Source organism: Corynebacterium sp. HMSC036D02 (genome assembly GCF_001836165.1).
Lineage (GTDB): Bacteria > Actinomycetota > Actinomycetes > Mycobacteriales > Mycobacteriaceae > Corynebacterium.
This window is the reverse complement of the sequence record NZ_KV827707.1, coordinates 1-20,743: the sequence shown is the minus strand read 5'-3', so window position 1 is coordinate 20,743 and position 20,743 is coordinate 1. Positions and strand designations below refer to the sequence as shown.

The window sequence follows — 20,743 nt, the reverse complement described above, 5'->3', positions numbered from 1 at the left end:
ATGAAATCTGTATTGGGTAACCGCAAACTGATTGTCAGTATCTTCGTGGTCCTGATTCTGGCCTCGTCAGCGCTGGCCCTTGGACCGCTAGCATTTTCGGTGATCATGGGCCGCGGTGTTAAAACTGAGCCAATCAATGCGGACAAGGTGCATGCAGCCACCACCGACGTCGACGGCGACTGGCACGTAGTCCCGGGGTCGGCTTATAACTACACTTCCGCAGGATTTACCATCGACGAAATTCTGCCGGCGGATAAGCGCACAACGTCTGGCTCCACCAAGCATGTCACCGGCCAGGCCACCATCAAGAGCGGGGTCGTTGAAGAGGCAAGCATCACCGTGGACATGGCGAGCCTGACCACGGACAAGAAGGTGCGCGATCAGAACATGAAGTCGAAGCTCTTCGAGGTGACGAAATACCCAGAGTCGAGCTTCACGTTGACCGAGCCAGCAGATGTCTCTGCTGTGCCTGACGACGGCTCACTGGTCACCATCCCGCTGACTGGCGACCTGACCATCCACGGCGAGACCAAGAACGTGACACAGGACTTCCAGGTGGTCCGCGATGGCGAGACCATTATTTTGGGCGGCAATATTCCGATTAACCGTCTCGATTTCGGCGTCGAAACCCCGGAGATGATCGCCGCGAAGATCTCTGAGGTCGGCGACGTTAACGTTCGCGTTACCCTCGAGAAGTAACGCATCCGGCCAGTCATGAATTATCAGCATCTTATTCCTGTCCTGTGGGTGCGTCTCGTCGTACTCGCAGGGTTCGGCATTTTCATCTGGTTTCAGGGGACGAAGCTCATGGCAGCGTTTTCTGTAGTGCTTGTAGCTCTCACCGTGGTGCAGCTGGTGATGGCTTACCGTCGGCGCTAAAACCAGTTCTCCGATGGACTCCCTCTAAATACAGTGCCATTACGTAACAGTGACTATATTGTGCCCTAAAAGGGGTCGCCCCAAGGGCAGCTGGGGAGGCGCAGATTAGTCCAGATCTAAAGGCGTCACCACGAATATTCCACTTGCACACATGACAACTCTCCGGCCACTGCATGACACACGGGAAAGCCGCCCGGAAGGCAGCGAACAAAGAAGGCACCCAAATGGGCTGAAGGCTTGAACTTCCGGGAAAGCGACGCGGGCAGGACAGGTAACTCGGAGCAAAGCATCAAGGGCTAGTTGAGTACGCGCAACGCACGCATGGCTCCGCCGGCGCCCATGACTCAGCAAGGGTCGCGCCGCCAAGGCCTGAGCGCAGATGCATGCGAGCCCAAAGATGGGAGATGCGAAGTCACGCCTTCCCGCTGCATAAGTTATTGTCCGATAATGTACATTATGTCAGATAATCGGCGTACCCACTTCCCGGCCAATACAAAACTTACTCAAGAAGAATTTTTCACACATTGAGACTTTCATTTCAATACATGAGACGGTAGTGTTTCTCCCATAACCAATCGACCTATCGAAATAATCAATGAGGGCGCCTCTCACATGACCGCCGTCAGCACCACGCCGCCAAAGACAGCGGCCCCCGCACAGCAGCTCACCAAACGTGACCGCGTGCGTGTGGCCGTAGCATCGACCATTGGTACGACCATCGAGTTCTATGACTTCTATATTTATGCCACGGCAGCCGTAGCCGTCTTTCCTTTCCTCTTCTTCCCGAAGACCGAGGACCCCACCGTTGCTTTGCTCCAGTCTTTTGCCACCTTCGGCCTGGCCTTCATCGCCCGGCCACTGGGCTCAGTGCTCTTTGGACACTTCGGCGATCGCATTGGCCGCAAGGCCACCCTCGTGGGCGCACTCCTCACGATGGGCATTGCCACCTTCATTATCGGTGTCCTCCCCACGTATCAGACCGCGGGCATTATCGCACCGGCCCTGTTGGCCCTGATGCGCTTCTGCCAGGGTCTGGGCCTGGGCGGCGAATGGTCCGGTGCAGCTTTGCTGGCTTCCGAGACCGCCGAGGAAGGCAAGCGCGCTTCCGCCGCCATGTGGCCGCAGTTCGGCGCACCTTTCGGGTTCTTGCTCGCCAATGGCTTCTTCCTGACTCTGGTTGCCACCATGGATTACTCCCGCGGCGACACCACCGGCACCTTCATGGAATGGGGCTGGCGCTTGCCCTTCCTCGCCTCCGCCGTCATGGTGCTCATTGGCCTCTATGTACGCCTGCGCCTGGAGGAAACCCCTGTCTTCCAGCAGGCAGTGGACGAAGGCAAGAAGGTCAAGACCCCCATGGTGGAGGCTTTCCGCACTGCCTGGAAGCCGATGATCATCGGCACCTTCGTCATGGTCTCCTGTTACACGCTGTTCTACCTGGTCACTACTTGGATTCTTTCCTACGGTATCGGCGATAAGACCAAGGAACTGGGTTTGGGAATCCCCTACCTGGAGTTCCTGGAAATCCAGCTGATCTCCATCTTCATGTTCATCATCGGTATCCCAGTATCTTCCATGCTGTCGGATAAGTATGGACGCAAGCCAATCCTGGTCGTGACCTCGCTCATCATGATTGCTTTCGGCTTTAGCTTCCCCTTCTTCCTCGGCATTGAGCACGCCGACCGCAACTCGGTCCTTGGCTTCTTGCTCGTCGGCATGTTCATCATGGGCCTCATCTTCGGCCCCATGTCGGCTGTCTTGCCGGAGCTCTTCCCCACTAACGTCCGCTACACCGGTTCCGGCATCGCGTACAATGTCTCCTCTATCCTCGGTGCCGCCGTGGCCCCGTTCATCGCAACGTGGCTGGTCAGCGCCTTTAACGTGAGCTACGTGGGCTATTACCTCATCATCGTCTGCTTCATCTCCCTCATCGCTATCCTTATGATGCAGGAGCTGAAGGACCAGGATCTTTCCCAGGTTTAGGTCTTCAGACACAAGCATCTCCCCGTCTCCCCCGGTGCTGCTCACCGAGGGGCGGGGAGATTTTTGTCGCACCGTGCCTCGCCGCCTCTAAAAGTGCAGACCTGGAAGTGCAGACTCGCTGGTCGTCGCAAAGCACTGCCTGAGCGCTCGACGACGACCACCTGCGTGAATGCACTTCCAGGTCTGCACAAATAGAAAGGGTGGCCGGCAAACATGTGCCAACCACCTATTCGGAGTTACTTGCCCGGATGGGAATCCTGTTACACAGAAACGGCCATTTTACCGGATTCCACCGCGTCGTCGATGGGCTTGCGACGCACGATGGCGGAGAAGACTGCACCAGTGACGTTGACCCACACCGCAGCGACCACACCCGGCAGCGCAGCCTCCGGGCTAAAGAACTGCAAGGCCAATGCCGAAGCAAGCCCCGAGTTCTGGGTCGCCACCTCAATTGCCGTAGTGCGCGCCGCCGCCTCGCGCTGGCGGGCTAGCTTGGCCATGTAGTAGCCAAAGAGAAATCCGATGAGGTTCTGGATAGCCACGCCGATAAACACTACGAGACCAACGGTGACCAGCTTGTCCTGGGATTTCGACACCACTGCTGTAACCACGCCGCCGATGCCGACGATAGCCACCCACGGCAAGGCCGGCAGAACCATGTCCACAGCTTTGCTGGCAATCACGCGCAGCAACAGACCCAGACCTACCGGGATGAGGACGGTCTGTACCAGCGACCACATCATGCCGGCACCATCGACCTCTGCGGTTTGCCCCGCCAACCACAGCATGAGCAGTGGTGTCATGATCGGCGAAACCAGTGTGGAGACCGAAGTCATCGCCACCGACAGCGCCACATCGCCCTTGGCCAGGTAGGCCATCACGTTGGAGGCCGTACCGCCGGGCACAGACCCGAGGAGGATGAGGCCGACAGTGGCGGCGTCGGAAAGCCCCAGCACTTTAGCCACGAGCACGGCGCTCGTCGGCATGATGGCAAATTGACAGACAACACCCAAAAAGATGGGCAACGGACGCTTCGCCACCAGGGCCAGGTCCGGGATAGTCAAGGTCAGGCCCATAGAAAACATGATGACCATGAGCAATTGCGAGGTGTATTTCCCCACCGGCTCAAAGGTGCTGGGGCTCAAAAAGGCGACAATAGCGCAGGCAATGATAACGATGGGAAAGATGTAGACGGCGAGTTTCTCGCCGGTCTCCCCTTCTGCACGCGGGTTCGTCATGGTGTTTCCTTTCCAGAATATGTCTCACTATATGAATTGAGTATCCCATATGATGAACCTCACGTACCCGGTTTGGTCGAGATTTACTGTCAAGCGATAGATTAGAAATATGTCCAAGCTATTAAGCCCCGATTCCTCTCGTTTCTCCCGCCCATCCGGCACCACGAGCCAGGCCGACGCCGTCCCCGCACGCTACAAGAACGGCTCCCCCGCCGACCTCGTTGCAGACATGGAAGCCATCGTCGGTCAAGAGAACGTGCACGGACGCCTCAGCGACCTCGTGCGCTTCTCCTCCGATGCCGGCCCCTACCGCTCCATCCCGAACATCGTGGTCTCCCCGCGCAACGCCGCGGACCTCGCCGCGCTGATGAAATACTGCGATACTCACGGTCGCCACATGACCTTCCGCGCAGCAGGAACCTCACTAAACGGCCAGGCCATGGGCGATGACATCCTCGTCGATATCAAAACCCACTTCGGCGGCATGGAGGTGCGAGAAGAAGGCCGCAAGCTATGGTCGCGCCCCGGCGTCATCTTGGGCGATGCCCAGGCAGTGCTCTCCCGCCACGGCTTCATGCTGGGGCCGGACCCGGGATCCACGTCCGTGTGCACCATCGGTGGCGTGCTGGCCGATAACTCCGGCGGTATGCGCTGCTCCTTGGAGCGCGATAGCTACCACAGCATCGAAGAGCTCATCTTCGTCCTGCCTTCCGGCACCATCGTGGATACGTCCCGTGGGGACGAGGCCTTCCGCAAGCAGGAACCAACGCTCCACGCCGATCTGCTGGCCTTCCGCGATAAGCTGCGCGCCAACACCGAGATGGTGGAGTTCCTGCGCACCAAGTTCTCCATCCGCAACACCAATGGCCTGCGAATTGATGCCTTCCTCGACGAAGACGAACCCGTGCACATCCTCAAGCGCCTGCTCATCGGCTCCGAGGGCATCTTCGGCGCTATCACGGAATCCGTCATCCGCACGGTGAAGCTTCCGCGCGTGAAGGCTACGACCTGGGTCGAGCTGCCCAATCTCCGCGATGCCGCAAACTACGTGCACCCCATCATGGAGACCGGTGCGGAAGCCTGCGAGCTATTGGTCGCCCCGGTCATGCGCCGTTCTGCCGAGCATTATGCGCACGCCCCGGAATCGTGGCGCAACCTTGATGATGACGCCGCAGCACTCCTCGTCGAGGTCGGCGGTAGCGATGAGGCTGACTTGGACAAGGCCATGGATCGCCTACGCACCGTGCTTGCCGACGCCCCACTACTCCGCCCCCTCGAATTCCTCACCACCGCGGAAGGTATGCGCGGAGCCTGGGAGCTACGCAACGGCCTGTACGGGCTGCTGGGTGCGGATCGCCCGAATGGCACGGCTTATATCACCGAGGATGTCTGCTTCCCGCCGTCACAGGTCGGCGAGGCAGCCGCGGATCTGCTCGATCTGCAGGCCAAGTACGGCTACCCGGAATCCGTGATGGGTCACGCTGCTTTTGGCAACCTGCACTTCTTTTTCACTCCGCGATTTGATGTCGAGGAAGAGCGCGAGTCCTATGCCGCGTTCTTGGATGACTTGGCCGAGCTGGTCATTGATAAATACCAGGGCTCGATGAAAGCCGAGCATGGCACCGGCGTGAACATGGCGCCCTTCCTGGAGCACGAGTGGGGCACGGAGGCCTTTGAGCTCTTCTGGGAGGTCAAGAACATGATCGATCCCAAGGGCATCCTGGCGCCGAACGTGAAGCTGACGCGCGACCAGACCATCCACCTGCGCAACTTCAAGTCCTTCCCCAAGGTCGAAACTGAAATCAACCCCTGTGTGGAATGCGGCTTCTGTGAGCCCGTCTGCCCCTCCCGCCACGCCACGGTGACCCCGCGCCAGCGCATCGTCTTGCGCCGCGAGATGGCCCGGCAGGAAGAAGGATCGGAGGTCTTGGCGCAGCTGCAGAAGGAGTATCAGTACGACGCCGTCGACATGTGCGCCGCCGACGGCACCTGCTCTATCCCCTGCCCGATTAGCATCGACACCGGTGCGGTCATGAAGCAGCTGCGCGCTCAGCAAGCCACCCCGGCTCGTGAGAAGGTGGCGCTTACGACGGCGCAGCGTTGGGAACTTGTGGAAAAGCTTGCCCGCGCCGGCATCATCTCCGCCAACAAGATTCCCCACAAGCCCCTCGAACTGGGCGCCAACATGGCACGTAACGTGGTAGCTCCCGATTTGCTGCCCACCGTCCCGGGACCGCTACCGCAGGCCGCATCGCGTCTGCCGGAAACCCCGCGCGAGGGCGCTGGCGCGCTCTACTTCCCTGCCTGCATCAACCGCATCTTCGGCCGCCCAGCCGGTGCGGCTAAGGATTCGGTCGACCTTCCGCGCGCCATCGTGGAACTCGGACGCCGGGCTGGCCAGCCGGTGTGGATTCCGGAGGACGTCGCGGGCGACTGCTGTGGCACACCGTGGTCCTCCAAGGGCTACAAGGAAGGGTTTGAATACCAGGCTCAAAAGATCGTGCGTGACCTCTGGCACTGGTCGGAGCACGGCCAGCTGCCCATCGTGGTCGATGCTGCCAGCTGCACCCACGGGTTGCTTGATTCCGTTCCTGAGGTGCTCTCCCCTGCCGACCGCAAGTTGTGGGAGGATCTGCGCATCCTCGATGTCGTGGAATGGCTTCGTGATGAGATCGCGCCGCACCTGCCCATCGTGAAAAACATGGGCAGCATCGCCGTACACCCAACCTGCTCGACGGATCACATGGGCATGAGCCAGGCCCTGGTTGATCTGGCGAACCTCTGCGGCACAGCCAAGGTCCCGGAGGGCGCGATGTGCTGTGGCTCCGCCGGTGACCGCGTCATGCTGCACCCCGAGCTCGTTGAGTCCGCCACGCGCGAGGAGCGTGCTTCTCTCGACGCGGAGCATTTCGATGCCTTCGTCTCCGATAACCGCACCTGCGAGATGGGCCTGGAGATGATCTCCGGGCGGACCTATGAATCAATCGCAGTGTTGTTGGAGCGGGCCTCCCGTCCGGTCGTCACTCCATAAGCAACGCGCCGGTGGCAATACTCCTCGTCGGGAGCTCTGCCACCGGCGCAACAGATGTGGTGGAACCGGGTTAGAGATAGTCGTAATTGATCTCGGTGTCGGGGGCGAAAAACACGCACCCGCCCTTCATCGGGCGCAGGTAGATCGTGTCGCCCTGGTGCACGTCAATGCCGCGCGGCACCTTCACCGTGATGCGGTCACCGCGGACCACGGTTCCGTCACTGGCCGACTCTTCGCGGCCACCATAGACATACAGCTCGGAGCCTAAGTGCTCCACGATATCGACCCGAACCGGTATACCATACTGTTCACCTGGCTGGTTGACGCCAACGATGTCCCAATTCTCTGGGCGCACACCAACTAGGACGTGATCCGCCCCCACCTTCACGGCCTGCTCTTGTGGCATGTAATAGTCCAGCGCATGGTCTTTGCCGCTGACGACGCGACCGTCAACGAAGGGGACGTTGTCGATGAGAGTCATAGCCGGCGAACCGATGAACGTCGCGACGAAGGAATTACCGGGGTTCTCATACAGTGTTTTAGGCGGGGCGACTTGCTGAATAATGCCTTGTTTGAGGACACACACGCGATCCCCCATGGTCATTGCCTCAGTTTGGTCGTGAGTGACATAGACCGTGGTGGTGTTGAGCTCGCGCTGCAGTTGAAGGATCTGCGCACGCGTGGATACGCGGAGCTTCGCATCCAGATTGGAAAGGGGCTCATCCATAAGAAAGACCTTGGGCTGGCGCACGATAGCGCGACCCATGGCCACACGCTGGCGCTGGCCACCCGACATTGCGGAGGGTTTGCGATCGATTAGCTCCTCCAGCTCCAGCATTTTCGCGGCAAAACTCACGCGCTCTTCGATGGTTGCCTTGTCCACTTTGGCGTTTTGCAAGGCAAACGCCATGTTCTGACGCGCTGTCATGTTGGGGTATAGCGCATAGGACTGGAACACCATGGCTACATCGCGGTCCCGCGAGCGGGTCTCGGTAACGTCGGCCCCGTCGATGAAGATCTGGCCTTCGTCGATTGGCTCAAGGCCAGCGAGCATGCGCAATGTCGTAGATTTACCGCAGCCCGAAGGGCCAACGAGCACCAAGAACTCGCCATCCTTGATATCGAGGTTAATGCGGCTGACCGCCGGCGGCTTCTTCGGATCATAAATCCTGGAAGCTTGACGGAATTCAACAGTAGCCATGGTGTCCTTTCAAACGATCCGAAGTGTTACTTGAGCTTCGGGGTGATGTCGCGGTCGATAACGCTCTGGGTCTCCTTCTGCAGGTCACCGAATGCGGTCTCCACGTCCTCATTGCCCACAGTGATGCGGTCAAGAACTCCACCGATGCGCTGTCCACCGCCCGGCACGAATACGCGAGCGTAATCCTGCGGCTGGGTGTTCTCGTTGAGCTGTTCGATAGCCGTCTGGGCGTTCGGATTCTCCTCCAAGAACTTCTTCTCCTCCGGATCATCCAGGGCGTCCTTGCGCACCGGCATGTAGCCCGTCTTCTGGGAGAACTTGATGGTGTTCTCGGTGTTCGTCAGGAAGTCAATGAACTTGACCGCGTTAGCCTTGCGCTCATCAGAAATTCCAGCCGGCACAGCCAGACCAGCACCACCGGTGGCTGCCGAAGGACCAGGGCCCGGCAGGTAGGTGGTGATGAATGGAATCGTCGCCGTCTCCTTCAGGCCGCCCAGGGAGCCGGTTGACTCCAGAAGTCCAGAGGCCTTGCCGGAGCCAAAGGCGACGGTCGGGTCGGTGGAGATTTCGATGTGACCGGCCTTGACCTGGTCCTGCAGGAACTTACCAGCCTCGATGGACTCCTTCGACGTAAAGTTCGGATCCCACTCATCAGAGTAAGAGCCGCCGAAGGCCCAAATCATGCCCTGGAAGTACCAGTCGAGGTAATTGGAACCATCCGGAACAGTGATGGCCGGCTTGTCGAGCTTGTCCTTGATCTTGGTGGCCCACTCGTCGAATTCTTCCCAGTCCTTCGGGCCACGGTCGGTAGGAAGTCCTGCTGCCTTGAGGTCATCGGTGTTCCAGTACATCAGGTTCGTGGAGCGGGAGTACGGAACGCCATAGTGCTTGTCATTGTACTTGTAGTCTTCGCGCAGGGTGTCGACGTAGCTCTCATAGTCAATGTCGTTCATCTCCCACAGCTCATCGAGGGGCGTCGTGGCTTCATTCAGTGCGAAGTTGAACCACGTGACGTCAGAAGCAACGAGGACGTCGGGAAGGTCGCCACCTGCGAGGGCAGCGTTAAAGCGCTGTGCAACTTCCTCGTAGTTAGAGCCTGCGGTGACCAGTTCGACCTTCAGATCTGGGTTCTCCTTCTCGAATTCATCAATGAGCTCTTGTTCTATGTCACGAGAGGAGCCCGGGTGATTGGACCAGAAGGTGATGGTGTTGGCATCGCCGCCGTCCTTAGAGTCGTTCCCTGCGGTGGTCGAACCGCCTGCACAGGCGGTCAAGGACACGGTGGTGAGAAGTGCCGCGCAGGCGGCAACGATGCGAGTAGAAATCTTATGAGACATGGGGAGGTTCTCCTTGAGAAGTGAAGAATTGGGGGTCTTGTTCGAGTTGGGCGTCGGGATAGCAGGCAGGCTAGCCCTTGACTGCTCCAGCAGTCAGGCCCTTAATCATCGGCTTCTGGAGTATGAGGAAGATGATGATCATGGGCAGGGTTGTTAGCACGGTGCCGGCCATCACCGGCGCCCAGTTGGTCACGCCTTCCGCATCCTGCAAGCGGGTCAGGCCCACCGGAAGGGTGGCTGCAGCCGGAGTATCCGTAATCAGGAAGGGCCACAGGTATTGGTTCCACTCATTGACCACGGTGATCAGGACGAACGCAGACAGCGTTGGCCACGACATGGGCAAGACCACCCGGAACAAGGTGGTGAAGAATCCTGCCCCGTCCATGCGCGCGGCCTCGAGAATCTCCGGCGGCAATGATTGGAAGTGATTGCGCATGAGGAAGGCACCGAACGCCACGCCCGCCAACGGGATGATGACTCCAGCGTAGGTGTCTCTCCAACCCCATGACGCAACCAACGAGTAATTGGAAATAATGGTGATCTGGTTGGGCACCATCAGCGAGGCGATGATGAGTAAGAACAGCAGATTCCGGCCGGGGAAGCGAATGAATGCGAAGGCATAGGCAGTCAGAACTCCGAGGATTACCTCCACCACCGTGAGAATCAGCGTGATGATGATGGAGTTTTTCAGGTAGCTCGAGAATCCAGAGGTCTGCCAGACATAGGAATAGTTTTCTGCCTTGAAAGGATTAGGCCAGAAGGAAATCGGGTCCGAGTACACATCCTGGAAAGACTTAAAGCTGGTGATGAAGATGAAGTACAGCGGCACCATAATCATCAGCACTGTCAGTACCAAGGCAATGTAGCCGACGACCTTCGTTGCTGGATGACCGTGATCAACCGGCTCGCCTTTACGCTTGCGCTGGGCCTCGGTGATGACTGGTGCTGCAAGGGACTGCGAACCAGGAACCGGTGGCAGCTCTCCTTTTGCTTGCGGGAGCCCTACCTTGATGGAAGCTGGAATTGCGCGTTTTTCGGACATCTACTTATCCATCCTTTCCTGCAACTTGATCTGCAGCACCGTAATGACAAGCACGAAGAGGAACATGATGGTGGCCACGGCAGCGCCATAGCCGGCACGGTTGTTGATGAATGTCTCTTGGTACACCTGGAAAACCATCGTGGAGGTTCCGTAACCAAACGGTCCACCGCCGGTCATCGCGTTGATGATGTCGAAGACCTGGAAGGAATTGAGCAGCACCGTGATTAACAGGAAAAACGTGGTGCCGCGAAGCTGTGGCAAGACCACGCGGAAGAAATGTCGCACCGCCGGGGTGCCGTCAATCTCGGAGGCCTCATCGAGGTCGCGCCGGCGCCCCTGCAAGGCAGCAAGATAGATGACGAAAACGTAGCCCACGTTCTTCCACACGTAGGTCACCGTAATCATGAACAATGCCCAGTTCTGCTGCTGGTAGAAGTTCGGCACATCGACCCCGATGAGGCCCAAGAAGTACTGGATGAGGCCGTAGTTAGGATCGAAGACGAACTGGAAGGCAACGCCAATCGCCGCGCCAGCGATGACGTAGGGAGCAAAGACCATCGAGCGCACCGCCGCGCGACCAAACAGCTTTTGGTCCAGCAACAATGCCAGCGCTAGCCCCAGAACCATTGAACCGGCCACCGCGAAGAAAGTGAAAACGACAGTGTTGAACACGACGCGCCCAGTGTCTGGCGCCTGGAACCAGTCAATGTAGTTCTGCAGGCCGACGAAAGTCATCGTCGGCGAAGAAATATTCCAGTTAAAGAAAGAGATGCGGATGTTATCGACCAGTGGTCGATAGGTGAAAACAATGAGAAGGAGAAGGTTCGGGCCAATGAGCAATGCCGCGAGGCCGATCTGTCTCCAGTCGAGCTTTTGCTTGCGTGGGTGACGCGCGTACTCCTCGGAGACGACCGGCTTCTCGGTGACTGCGGGGATCGCAGTCATGTGCCCGTTTCCCGGGTTGGATATTGCCATGCAGAGAAAGCTAGACCAAGACGGTTAACAGAAAGTTGACGAAAAGTTTTGGCCGGACAAACAACCGACAAACTTCAGGGGTGTAGCCTGCAAAAGCCCCTTATAAGCGTGCAGTACATCACAAATGTGACGGTTATAAACCTCCGGTCACACGTCGCTAAAAGAGCGACGCCACCACTTTTATAGCTAGACCTTTTAGACTCATGAGCGTAACCAATGCAGACCTGACTCAACGCTAATTAGCTGCGCGAAAGCACTTCCAGAGCCAGCTCCGGCAGGTCGGTTGCCATGAGCTCTACCCCGTTATCGCGGCACCACGCCATGTCCTTGGGCAAGTTCACCGTCCACACGTAAGACGGGCAATCAGTGTCACCAAAGAAGTCGGCTTCACTCCGTGCCTGGCGAATGGAGGGCCCGAAGCCCGAAGCACCCTCAAGGGAGTCTGGTAGTCCCGCATCCGGTTCCAAGAGAAGAAAGGAGCGCAGGGATGGCAATAGGTTTCGGAATCGCGTAATTGCTTCAGGGTTAAAGGAAATCAGACTGAACCGTGGATCGGCATCGAGATGTCGATTGCGTAGGACTTCGGCCACCGATTCTTCGAGTCGCGCCCCGAAAGGAGACGGGTGCTTCGTTTCGATAAGCAGCTGCTTTCCGGGGTATGACTCGATGAGGTCCACCAGTTCGTCGAGAAGCAGAATGCGTTGGGAATCCTCGTCGGTACCAAAGTTGAGTGTGCGCAGCTCATCCAGTGTCATGTCACCGACAGAGCCGGTGCCATCCGACGTCCTATCCACAGTCTGGTCGTGGATAACCACAACCTCCCCGTCTTTGGTCAGGTTGACGTCGCACTCCACACCGGCCACATCAAGCTTGAGAGCCTCCTCGAAGGCACGATACGTGTTCTCCGGGAACCACCCGTTATACCCTCGGTGCGCGATAATTCCTGTGCGGTCTGCCATGTTCTTTCCCTCCGGGCCGCAAAGTGGTTGTGCTTCTGGCGCCGCCCAGTGTAGACCGCTAGCGGCGACCCCCGCGGTTGCGGTGGGTCGCCACCACGTGCACCGCATCCAGCATCCCTAAGGTGAGCAGCGCCTCGCGGAGAGCAAACTGGAACGTCCAAAGGCGGCGGAAAACCTGGTCGAAGCCCGCTGCCGCAGCTTCGCGGTGCCGCCCGTCGAAGAAGCTGCGCTGGTAACGAAGCGTTTCCAGGTAGTGGGTTCCGGTGTGGGTCTGAGCGATGATGCGCAGGTTGGAGCGCCTATCGAAGAGTCGGTGGGTCTCCTCCAGCGTCGGGTAATCCAGGCCAGGCCATATATAAGCTCGCAGAACCTGAATCGCGGACTGGGCGGCCGGAGTCATCGCCTCGGTAGCAAAGAGCGATCCCATGGCCACTCGCCCACCGCTGACCAGCGAGCGATCCAGCATCTGCACATAGCGCCGGCGCTCGGGAGCCGATAGCGTCTCTAGCTTCTCCACGCTGACAATCGCGTCATAGCGCCCGCGCCACTTCTTCGGATTGGGCAACGCTGTTTCGATGCCCTGCACATGGACAGAGCCGGCGGCGCCTTCGAGGAGCAGTTGTTCGTCGAACAGCGCCTGCTGCTCTGTGTCACCAGTAAGAACATCAACGGTGGCGCGCCGGGCAACGGCTTGAACTGCTACCTGCAGGCCAGTCGCTGGATAAACCAGAAGGTGTGTGCCGGCGCCCGTGCGGGTGGCACCGAGAAGCCACTGTGCAGCGCGGCGCTGTGCATCACCCAAGTCCTCGCGGTCCGTGTGCGTCGGCTCAGTCACGCTCGTCACATCGACGAAGTGCTCCTTGGGTTCCTTGCTCCCCACCCGCGCGCTATAGCTGCGGACCGCCTCGCGCACCGTGGTGGGAACGCCACTAGCGAAAATTCCACCCGAATGGCTCAAGGAGTCACCCGCGTACAGCTTCACCACATCGAGAGGCAGCTCTCCAGGGCTCGACGCCTCCACCGCCAGCTCCTTCGCTTTCGGCCGATACCCCACCCCCAACAGCCGCAGGAGAACCTTGACCAAGCGATCGGAATCGGGCGTCGTCCACTCCCCTGCCATATAAGACTCGGCCAGTCCCAGCCAGCCTGAATCGGCGATGCGGGAAAAGAGGGCGTCGTGAAGCACAGCCAAATCCGGCTCCTCGCCTTCCAGCTCCACCCCTGCTTTGGCGCAGGCCTGCGCAAACTCCGCTTCAGTCCGGCCGCCCGTAAAGCGCAGCAAACGCGGTGAGGGCACGGTTGCTACGCCGGGCCACGTCGCAGCGTCAATCGATGCCAAGTGGGAATACACGCTCTAGCCAGCCTTCCTCATCGCACACACGTATTTTCTTAGACTAAAACGAGCGGGCCACGAAGAGGTGGAGGCGCGGCCCAAAAAGCCAGTTAATAACCCATAAAGTATGCATGTACCGCTAGAAAGGTTTAGACTGACTCGGGTAAAATACTCTAGCTTTCTTCAGGAAGGTATTCAATCACCATGGCGCAAACTCCCCACCGTCCTAGTAACGGCCGCCACCACGTCGTTGTTATCGGTGCCGGCTTCGGCGGCATCAACGCCGTTAAGAAGCTCAAGGACGCGGATGTTGAGATCACCCTCATCGACAAGAAGAACCACCACCTCTTCCAGCCGATGCTCTACCAGGTAGCCACCGGCGTCATCTCCGCCGGCGAAATCGCCCCGTCTACGCGTCAGATCTTGCGTCACCAGGACAACGTCAACTTTGTCAACGGTGAGGTCACCGACGTCAATATCAAGGATCAAACCGTCACCGCGGAGCTCGATGGCTCGGTTCGCACCTACGGCTACGACTCCCTCATCGTGGCAGCGGGTGCTGGCCAGTCCTACTTCGGCAACGACCACTTCGCCGAGTATGCCCCGGGTATGAAGACGCTTGACGACGCCTTGGAGATCCGCTCCCGCATCATCTCGGCCTTCGAGAAGGCTGAGTTGGAAGAGGATCCTGCCAAGCGTGAGAAGCTGCTGACCTTCGTCATCGTCGGCGCTGGTCCGACTGGCGTTGAGCTCACCGGCCAGATCGCTGAGCTGGCACAGCGCACTTTTGCTGGCACCTACTCCAACTTTGGTTCCTCCTCCGCCAAGATTTACCTTCTGGATGGTGCCCCGCAAGTCCTTCCTCCGTTTGGCAAGCGCCTCGGCCGCAAGGCACAGCGCACCCTGGAGAAGCTGGGCGTTGACGTGCGCCTCAACGCCATGGTGACCGACGTTAACGCTGACGCCGTCACCTACAAGAACATGAAGACCGAGGAAGAGGTCACCATCGAGGCCGCGACCAAGATCTGGTCCGCAGGTGTCGCTGCTTCCCCGCTGGGCAAGCTTATCGCCGACCAGGCAGGCGTGGAGGCGGACCGTGCCGGCCGCGTCTCCGTTAACGAGGATCTCACGGTTGGTGAGTACAAGAACGTCTACATCGTCGGCGACATGATTTCCCTCAACCGCCTTCCGGGTGTTGCCCAGGTGGCTATCCAGGGCGGCAACCACGTGGGCAAGCTCATCGAAGCCAAGATTGATGAGGAGTCCACTGCTAACGAGGCCGAGCCGTTTGAGTACTTCGACAAGGGCTCCATGGCCGTCATTTCCCGCTTCAACGCAGTAGTCAAGCTGGGCAAGACCGAGTTCGCTGGCTTCCCGGCCTGGATCTCCTGGCTCGGTCTGCACATCTTCTACATCGTTGGCTTCCGCAGCCGTACCCTCGTGGCGCTGCACTGGATTCTCAACGCCTTCTCGCGCGACCGCGGAAACCTGGAAATCACCCAGCAGCAGCGCGTTGCTCGCAACGTGATTGACCGCGACCTCCACTAGGTCTTACGCGTCTTAAAAGGAGAGAGGAATTATCCTCTCTCCTTTTTCTTTACCCATGTACGGTAGACGGAAGAAAAGCCTAGATTAAGGAGAAAACAGTGCGCCAACCTGCGCTGCCCCGCGTCCTCAGCATCGCCGGCACCGATCCCACGGGTGGCGCTGGTATTCACGCCGACCTCAAGTCCTTTGCAGCCGCTGGGGCCTACGGCATGGCCGTGGTGACCGCCCTGGTGGCGCAGAATACGCAGGGCGTGCGCGCTATCCACACCCCACCGGTGGACTTTCTGCGTGATCAGCTGGCAAGTGTCAAGGACGACGTGACTATCGACGCCGTCAAGATCGGCATGCTGGGCTCCGTCGCTATCACCGAAACGGTGTGCGACTTCATCGCTTCCCTCCCCGCGGGTGTGCCGGTGGTATGCGATCCGGTTATGGTCGCCTCCAGCGGTGACCGTCTGCTTGAGCAGGAGGCGGAGCGCGCCGTACGTGAGCTGGCTCGCCGCGCGACCGTGGTCACACCCAATCTGCCGGAGCTTGCGGTCCTCGCGGACGTAGCGGAACCGCGCTCTTTTGATGATGCACTCTCTGTCGCAACCAAGTGGGCCCACGAGAACGACACCTGGGTCGTAGTCAAGGGCGGACACCTCGATGGTGCCGAGGCCGATAACGCGACCGTAAGCCCCTCCGGCGATATCACACGCGTGCCCTGCCCGCGTATTGACACGAAGAACACGCATGGCACCGGCTGTTCCCTGTCCTCAGCCCTAGCGGCGCGTTTAGGCGCGGGGGAATCCCTCGACGAAGCACTGGTATGGGCCACTGAATGGCTCCACGAGGCAATCGAGCATGCGGACGCGCTCCACGTCGGGCACGGACACGGCCCCATTGACCACGGCCACCGCCTCCGACGCCTCGCCGCGGAGGCACACAGTTAGCCCAACAGGTCTGCGCCTGGGCGGGTAAGCACGGCCACCATGAAGGTGGAATTCTCCTTAAAGACCTTCATGTCCCAGGATGCAAAGATGAAGTCGACCCGATAACCCACTGAGCGAGCGAGGTCGAGGAAGTCCTCAAACCCCCAACCGCGGCCTTCACCAAAACCAACGACGAAGCGGCCGCCGGGGCGTAGCGCGTTGAACACGTTGCGCAGGGCCGCCTCACGCCCTTCGGTAGCGATGAAAGTCATGACGTTGCCCGCAGCCACGGCGATGTCGAAGTTATCCTCCGGGATTTCCTCCTCGGAAAGATCACCTACCTCCCAGCGGGCCTCCGGATAATCGTTCACCGCGTGCTCGATCAGGATGGGGTCGACGTCCACGCCCAACACCGTATGCCCGCGTTTTGCCAACTCGCCGCCGAGACGTCCGGAACCACAGCCGGCGTCGAGGACGCGGGAGTGGCGTTCACTCATGGCGTCGATAAGCCGGGCTTCCCCGTCGATATCCTTGCCCTGGGCCCGTAGCGTCTTCCATTTCCGTGCAAAGTTGTGGGAATGGGCGGGATTCGCTGCAGTTACTTCTTTCCAGGTAGGCATGACAACGAGTATAGGCCTTTAGAGGTGTAAGATTTAGCCGCTCTTATAAAACGCCTATACGAAGCGAAGGAGGCTGAGACACGATGCCATCTGTACCGTCACCATTCAAGCCACGCAAGAAAAACACTTCGGACAATAGTTCGCCGAGTTTTTCCGTGCCTGTCGAGCGCGCCATTGAGCACTGCCGAGTGTTCATCGACGGCGAGGCGCTGCCCGGTGAGTTCACCCCGCACAGCGCGCTGCAAGCCGTGGAAGAATACGGCCGCGGCTTCGTGTGGGTAGGCCTGTACGAGCCGCTCGAATCCCAGATGACTAAGGTAGCGGCCGAATTTCGCATCCACGAGCTCATCGTCGAGGACGTCGTCCAGGCGCACCAGCGCCCCAAGCTGGAGCGGTACGATGACCAGCTCTTCGTGGTGGCCCGGTCGGTGAACTACCGAGACCACGATGAGGTTGCCGATAAACGCCAGATCATCTCCACTGGTGAAATTCAGATGATCATCGGCGACACATTCATCATCACGGTCCGCCACTCAGCGAAGCTGCCCAACTTGGCCTACGTAATTCAAGATGAACAGGACCTAGTTGAGCAGGGCCCTATTTCGCTGGCGTGGAAGATTCTGGACATGATGGTGGACCGCTATTCGGAGATCTGCCGCCTCATCGCCATCGAGGTCGACGAACTAGAAGAAGAAATCTTCACTCCGAATTCGCTGCCCAACATTGACCGTATCTACATGTTTAAGCGTGAGATTCTGGAGATGAAGCACGCCATCGTGCCGCTTTCCCCGGCGTTGCGCGCGATGGTCGCAGACCACAAGGATCTCATTCCGAAGACGATTCGCTCCTATATCCGGGACGTCAACGACCACCAACTTGTGGTGCAAGACCACGTGGCGGGCTTCGACGAGCGTTTAACCTCGCTTATCGACGCCTCCGTGGCCAAAATCAGCATGCAGCAAAACTCCGACATGCGCACGATCTCCGCGGTGGTTGGCATGTGGGCCGCTCCAACGCTCGTGGCGGGTATCTACGGTATGAACTTTGACGTCATGCCGGAGCTTCATTTTCCCTGGGGCTACTACGGGGCAATTGGCCTCATGATCTTGGTCGTGGCCGGAATGTGGTGGTGGTTCCGGCGCAACAATTGGTTGTAGGGGCTACTGCACCACCATGGTGCGCAGCGTGGAAGCAGCGAGAAGTACATCGCCCTGGCTGATTTTTACTTCCCACAGCTGCGTGCGGCGGCCCTTGTACAGAGGCGTAGCGACCGCGGTGACGGTGCCTTCGGCTACTGGCTTAAGGAAGTCGGTGTTGTTGTTCACGCCGACAACCGGCTTGCCCGCGAGGATGAGGCTGCCGACAGATGCAGTGGACTCCGTAATCGTGCAGAAAAGTCCACCATTCGCCACGCCCCAAGGCTGGTGATGATCCGGAACAACGTCGACTTCAGAGCGAATCTCATCGGCGGAGATGTGCGTGAAGCGCAAACCAATAAGCCCGGCAAGTCCCTGCGGGTGGGAATTGATGAGCTGCAGTTCTTCGTCGTTAAGCGGGCGTGTTTGGGATACCGCAACGAACTTTTCAAAGATCTCAGAGTGTTTCATGCCACACCAGGTTAGTGGATATTGGTGACGTAGGATGGTGGACATGACTCAAACTTCTGAAAAGACAGATCTTGCTCAGATTGGTGTTGTGGGGCTTGCTGTGATGGGCTCCAACCTCGCGCGGAACTTTGCCCGAAACGGAAATACCGTAGCTGTGTACAACCGCAGCCCGGAAAAGACTCGCGCGCTCATCAGTGAGCACGGTGATGAAGGCGCGTTCATCCCGTCCGAAACCGTTGAGGATTTCGTCGCCTCCCTCGAGCGCCCCCGTAAAGCAATCATCATGGTGCAGGCTGGCGCGGCTACCGACGCCGTCATTGACCAACTCGCTGAGGCGATGGATGAAGGCGACATCATTATCGACGGCGGCAATGCACTGTTCACGGACACTATTCGCCGCGAAAAGGAAGTGGCGGCGAAGGGACGTCACTTCGTCGGTGCTGGCATTTCCGGTGGTGAGGAAGGTGCGCTCAATGGTCCGTCCATCATGCCTGGCGGCCCAGCTGAGTCTTGGGAGACCTTGGGCCCAATCCTTGAGTCGATCGCCGCAGAAGTGGACGGCACCCCGTGCGTGACCCACATTGGGCCGGATGGCGCAGGGCACTTTGTCAAGATGGTGCACAACGGCATCGAGTACGCCGACATGCAGGTTATCGGTGAGGCCTACCAGCTGCTGCGCTATGGCGCAGGCATGGAGCCGGCTGAGATCGCAGAGGTCTTCCGTGAGTGGAACGCCGGTGATCTGGATTCTTACCTCATTGAGATCACCGCCGAAGTACTAGCACAAGAAGATCCGGAGACGGGTGCCCCGCTTGTCGACGTCATTGTGGACGCCGCCGGCCAGAAGGGCACCGGCCGCTGGACCGCCATTAACGGCCTCGAACTAGGCGTGCCGATCACTGGCATTGCGGAATCCGTTTTCGCGCGTGCGCTCTCTTCTGCTACTGCTCAGCGTGCAGCTGCCCAGGAGGGCCAGCTGCCTTCCGGAACCATTGCCGAGCTCAACGTGGATAAGGCCGAGTTCGTCGAAGACGTTCGCCGTGCACTGTATGCCGCGAAGCTCATTGCCTACTCACAGGGCTTCGATGAGATCAAGGCTGGCTCTGAGGAGTTCGGCTGGAACGTGGATCCACGCGACTTGGCTACTATCTGGCGCGGTGGCTGCATCATTCGCGCGAAGTTCCTCGACCGCATCCGTGAGGCCTACGACAACAATGCCGACCTGCCTGCCTTGATTCTGGACCCGTACTTCAAGGGCGAGCTAGAGAACCTCATCGACCCGTGGCGCCGCGTCGTTGTTGCTGCAACGCAGCTGGGCCTGCCGGTTCCGGTGTTTGCCTCTTCCCTGTCCTACTACGACAGCTTGCGCGCCGAGCGCCTCCCAGCTGCTCTAATCCAGGGCCAGCGCGATTTCTTCGGAGCCCACACCTTCAAGCGCGTGGACCGAGACGGCACATTCCACATCGAATGGTCAGGTGACCGCTCCCTAACCGAGATGTAGCCGCCAAGCCCCTCCCCTGAGGGGCTTTCTCATACCTGTTCCGCCGAACGTAATCTCCTTTCATCGGCTGCGCCCACCCCTCACCATTCTTGCGGAACGCTTCTAGCCGCCACACGCCGCCGTTCCGGCCCATGGCTCACATCCTCCCGTCCGCAGCCGCCGTTCGCCCAACCAAACCCTTTTCCCTCCCCGTGGCCGGCATTAACCCGACCTGTGGCCAACCTCCCCCTCCGCCATGGCACGCCCCACCTAAGCAAGAATTTTGTTCCTCCGGTTGCGGGGCACACGGTGCTGGTTTAGTCTCTGTGGCCATGGGGGATATTGAAACCTACATCCGCCTCCGCAACTCGGGGATTGCGCTGGTGGAGAACATACCCAGCACACCCGAAAAGCTCCGCGCGCTCGGAGCTTCTGCCTCCGATGCTGCCGAGCTTGCCGGCCTGCACCAGGTCTACTTCGGGCCGACCCGCTATACGGGTAAACAACGCAAAGCCCGCGCCGCCGCTCTTCAACAACGCCACAGCCTGGGCACCCTCACCCTGATTGAAACCTACACATCCAAAGTCAAAAAGACC

Annotated in this window: 17 protein-coding genes and 1 pseudogene; 9 read left to right on the top strand and 9 right to left on the bottom strand. The window is 59.1% G+C overall.

Features of this window, described 5'->3' with window-relative positions:
* From HMPREF2743_RS12000 to HMPREF2743_RS11995, 3 genes are all read left to right on the top strand, one after another.
* Complete coding sequence (locus tag HMPREF2743_RS12000; RefSeq protein ID WP_070818865.1) at nt 1–699, top strand: YceI family protein; 699 nt, start codon at nt 1–3, stop codon at nt 697–699.
* A gap of 15 nt (nt 700–714) precedes the next feature.
* The gene (locus HMPREF2743_RS12820) at nt 715–879 is read left to right on the top strand and encodes a hypothetical protein (protein ID WP_168167324.1); all 165 of its coding nucleotides are present in this window, start codon (nt 715–717) and stop codon (nt 877–879) included.
* Nucleotides 880–1,491: 612 nt separating this feature from the next.
* Nucleotides 1,492–2,862, top strand: a complete 1,371-nt coding sequence (locus HMPREF2743_RS11995) for an MFS transporter (protein ID WP_070446640.1) — start codon at nt 1,492–1,494, stop codon at nt 2,860–2,862.
* A gap of 260 nt (nt 2,863–3,122) precedes the next feature.
* Here the strand turns inward: HMPREF2743_RS11995 and HMPREF2743_RS11990 are convergent, their stop codons facing one another.
* On the bottom strand, nt 3,123–4,100 hold the full coding sequence (locus tag HMPREF2743_RS11990; protein ID WP_070446641.1) for a bile acid:sodium symporter family protein: 978 nt from the start codon (nt 4,098–4,100) through the stop codon (nt 3,123–3,125).
* 109 nt (nt 4,101–4,209) lie between these two features.
* On the opposite strand from HMPREF2743_RS11990, the gene HMPREF2743_RS11985 reads away from it, so the two are divergent.
* Nucleotides 4,210–7,131 carry an FAD-binding and (Fe-S)-binding domain-containing protein gene (locus HMPREF2743_RS11985; RefSeq protein ID WP_070446642.1) on the top strand — a complete coding sequence of 974 codons (2,922 nt, stop codon included), beginning with the start codon at nt 4,210–4,212 and terminating at the stop codon, nt 7,129–7,131.
* 70 nt (nt 7,132–7,201) lie between these two features.
* On the opposite strand, the gene HMPREF2743_RS11980 is transcribed toward HMPREF2743_RS11985, so the two are convergent.
* The 6 genes from HMPREF2743_RS11980 to HMPREF2743_RS11955 all read right to left on the bottom strand — a co-directional run bounded on the left by HMPREF2743_RS11980 (nt 7,202) and on the right by HMPREF2743_RS11955 (nt 13,996).
* Nucleotides 7,202–8,332 carry an ABC transporter ATP-binding protein gene (locus HMPREF2743_RS11980; RefSeq protein ID WP_070446643.1) on the bottom strand — a complete coding sequence of 377 codons (1,131 nt, stop codon included), beginning with the start codon at nt 8,330–8,332 and terminating at the stop codon, nt 7,202–7,204.
* Nucleotides 8,333–8,358: 26 nt separating this feature from the next.
* Nucleotides 8,359–9,669, bottom strand: coding sequence for an ABC transporter substrate-binding protein (locus HMPREF2743_RS11975; RefSeq protein WP_070446644.1), 1,311 nt, complete (start codon nt 9,667–9,669; stop codon nt 8,359–8,361).
* 70 nt (nt 9,670–9,739) lie between these two features.
* Entirely contained in the window at nt 9,740–10,711 is a 972-nt protein-coding gene (locus HMPREF2743_RS11970; protein WP_070446645.1) for a carbohydrate ABC transporter permease, read from the bottom strand.
* Complete coding sequence (locus HMPREF2743_RS11965; protein ID WP_070446646.1) at nt 10,712–11,656, bottom strand: carbohydrate ABC transporter permease; 945 nt, start codon at nt 11,654–11,656, stop codon at nt 10,712–10,714.
* Nucleotides 11,657–11,925: 269 nt separating this feature from the next.
* On the bottom strand, nt 11,926–12,645 hold the full coding sequence (locus HMPREF2743_RS11960) for a glycerophosphodiester phosphodiesterase (RefSeq protein WP_070446647.1): 720 nt from the start codon (nt 12,643–12,645) through the stop codon (nt 11,926–11,928).
* A 58-nt stretch (nt 12,646–12,703) separates the two neighbouring features.
* Nucleotides 12,704–13,996, bottom strand: coding sequence for a class I SAM-dependent methyltransferase (locus HMPREF2743_RS11955; protein ID WP_070818864.1), 1,293 nt, complete (start codon nt 13,994–13,996; stop codon nt 12,704–12,706).
* A 186-nt stretch (nt 13,997–14,182) separates the two neighbouring features.
* Here HMPREF2743_RS11955 and HMPREF2743_RS11950 point away from each other — a divergent pair, with 186 nt between their 5' ends.
* Nucleotides 14,183–15,526, top strand: a complete 1,344-nt coding sequence (locus HMPREF2743_RS11950; RefSeq protein ID WP_070446649.1) for an NAD(P)/FAD-dependent oxidoreductase — start codon at nt 14,183–14,185, stop codon at nt 15,524–15,526.
* Between the two features lie 98 nt (nt 15,527–15,624).
* Nucleotides 15,625–16,461, top strand: coding sequence for a bifunctional hydroxymethylpyrimidine kinase/phosphomethylpyrimidine kinase (gene thiD / locus HMPREF2743_RS11945; protein WP_070818863.1), 837 nt, complete (start codon nt 15,625–15,627; stop codon nt 16,459–16,461).
* Here thiD and HMPREF2743_RS11940 read toward each other — a convergent pair.
* Nucleotides 16,458–17,060 (bottom strand): class I SAM-dependent methyltransferase, encoded by a 603-nt coding sequence (locus HMPREF2743_RS11940; protein ID WP_070446651.1) that lies wholly within the window; start codon nt 17,058–17,060, stop codon nt 16,458–16,460. The genes thiD and HMPREF2743_RS11940 overlap by 4 nt on opposite strands.
* 83 nt (nt 17,061–17,143) lie before the next feature.
* On the opposite strand from HMPREF2743_RS11940, the gene corA reads away from it, so the two are divergent.
* The gene (gene corA, locus HMPREF2743_RS11935; protein WP_070446652.1) at nt 17,144–18,217 is read left to right on the top strand and encodes a magnesium/cobalt transporter CorA; all 1,074 of its coding nucleotides are present in this window, start codon (nt 17,144–17,146) and stop codon (nt 18,215–18,217) included.
* A gap of 3 nt (nt 18,218–18,220) precedes the next feature.
* Here the strand turns inward: corA and HMPREF2743_RS11930 are convergent, their stop codons facing one another.
* Nucleotides 18,221–18,667 (bottom strand): PaaI family thioesterase, encoded by a 447-nt coding sequence (locus HMPREF2743_RS11930; RefSeq protein WP_010186566.1) that lies wholly within the window; start codon nt 18,665–18,667, stop codon nt 18,221–18,223.
* A 43-nt stretch (nt 18,668–18,710) separates the two neighbouring features.
* On the opposite strand from HMPREF2743_RS11930, the gene gndA reads away from it, so the two are divergent.
* A complete protein-coding gene (gene gndA / locus HMPREF2743_RS11925; RefSeq protein WP_070528203.1) occupies nt 18,711–20,168 on the top strand; it encodes an NADP-dependent phosphogluconate dehydrogenase in 1,458 nt (485 codons plus the stop codon).
* 311 nt (nt 20,169–20,479) lie between these two features.
* Nucleotides 20,480–20,743 (top strand): annotated as a pseudogene (locus HMPREF2743_RS11920) (HNH endonuclease); the annotation flags it as partial.

Coding starts and splice junctions, on each gene's coding strand:
- HMPREF2743_RS12000 (WP_070818865.1), top strand. CDS start 1: ATGAAATCTGTATTGGGTAACCGCAAACTGATTGTCAGTATCTTCGTG.
- HMPREF2743_RS12820 (WP_168167324.1), top strand. CDS start 715: ATGAATTATCAGCATCTTATTCCTGTCCTGTGGGTGCGTCTCGTCGTA.
- HMPREF2743_RS11995 (WP_070446640.1), top strand. CDS start 1,492: ATGACCGCCGTCAGCACCACGCCGCCAAAGACAGCGGCCCCCGCACAG.
- HMPREF2743_RS11990 (WP_070446641.1), bottom strand. CDS start 4,100: ATGACGAACCCGCGTGCAGAAGGGGAGACCGGCGAGAAACTCGCCGTC.
- HMPREF2743_RS11985 (WP_070446642.1), top strand. CDS start 4,210: ATGTCCAAGCTATTAAGCCCCGATTCCTCTCGTTTCTCCCGCCCATCC.
- HMPREF2743_RS11980 (WP_070446643.1), bottom strand. CDS start 8,332: ATGGCTACTGTTGAATTCCGTCAAGCTTCCAGGATTTATGATCCGAAG.
- HMPREF2743_RS11975 (WP_070446644.1), bottom strand. CDS start 9,669: ATGTCTCATAAGATTTCTACTCGCATCGTTGCCGCCTGCGCGGCACTT.
- HMPREF2743_RS11970 (WP_070446645.1), bottom strand. CDS start 10,711: ATGTCCGAAAAACGCGCAATTCCAGCTTCCATCAAGGTAGGGCTCCCG.
- HMPREF2743_RS11965 (WP_070446646.1), bottom strand. CDS start 11,656: ATGACTGCGATCCCCGCAGTCACCGAGAAGCCGGTCGTCTCCGAGGAG.
- HMPREF2743_RS11960 (WP_070446647.1), bottom strand. CDS start 12,645: ATGGCAGACCGCACAGGAATTATCGCGCACCGAGGGTATAACGGGTGG.
- HMPREF2743_RS11950 (WP_070446649.1), top strand. CDS start 14,183: ATGGCGCAAACTCCCCACCGTCCTAGTAACGGCCGCCACCACGTCGTT.
- HMPREF2743_RS11940 (WP_070446651.1), bottom strand. CDS start 17,060: ATGCCTACCTGGAAAGAAGTAACTGCAGCGAATCCCGCCCATTCCCAC.
- corA (WP_070446652.1), top strand. CDS start 17,144: ATGCCATCTGTACCGTCACCATTCAAGCCACGCAAGAAAAACACTTCG.
- HMPREF2743_RS11930 (WP_010186566.1), bottom strand. CDS start 18,667: ATGAAACACTCTGAGATCTTTGAAAAGTTCGTTGCGGTATCCCAAACA.
- gndA (WP_070528203.1), top strand. CDS start 18,711: ATGACTCAAACTTCTGAAAAGACAGATCTTGCTCAGATTGGTGTTGTG.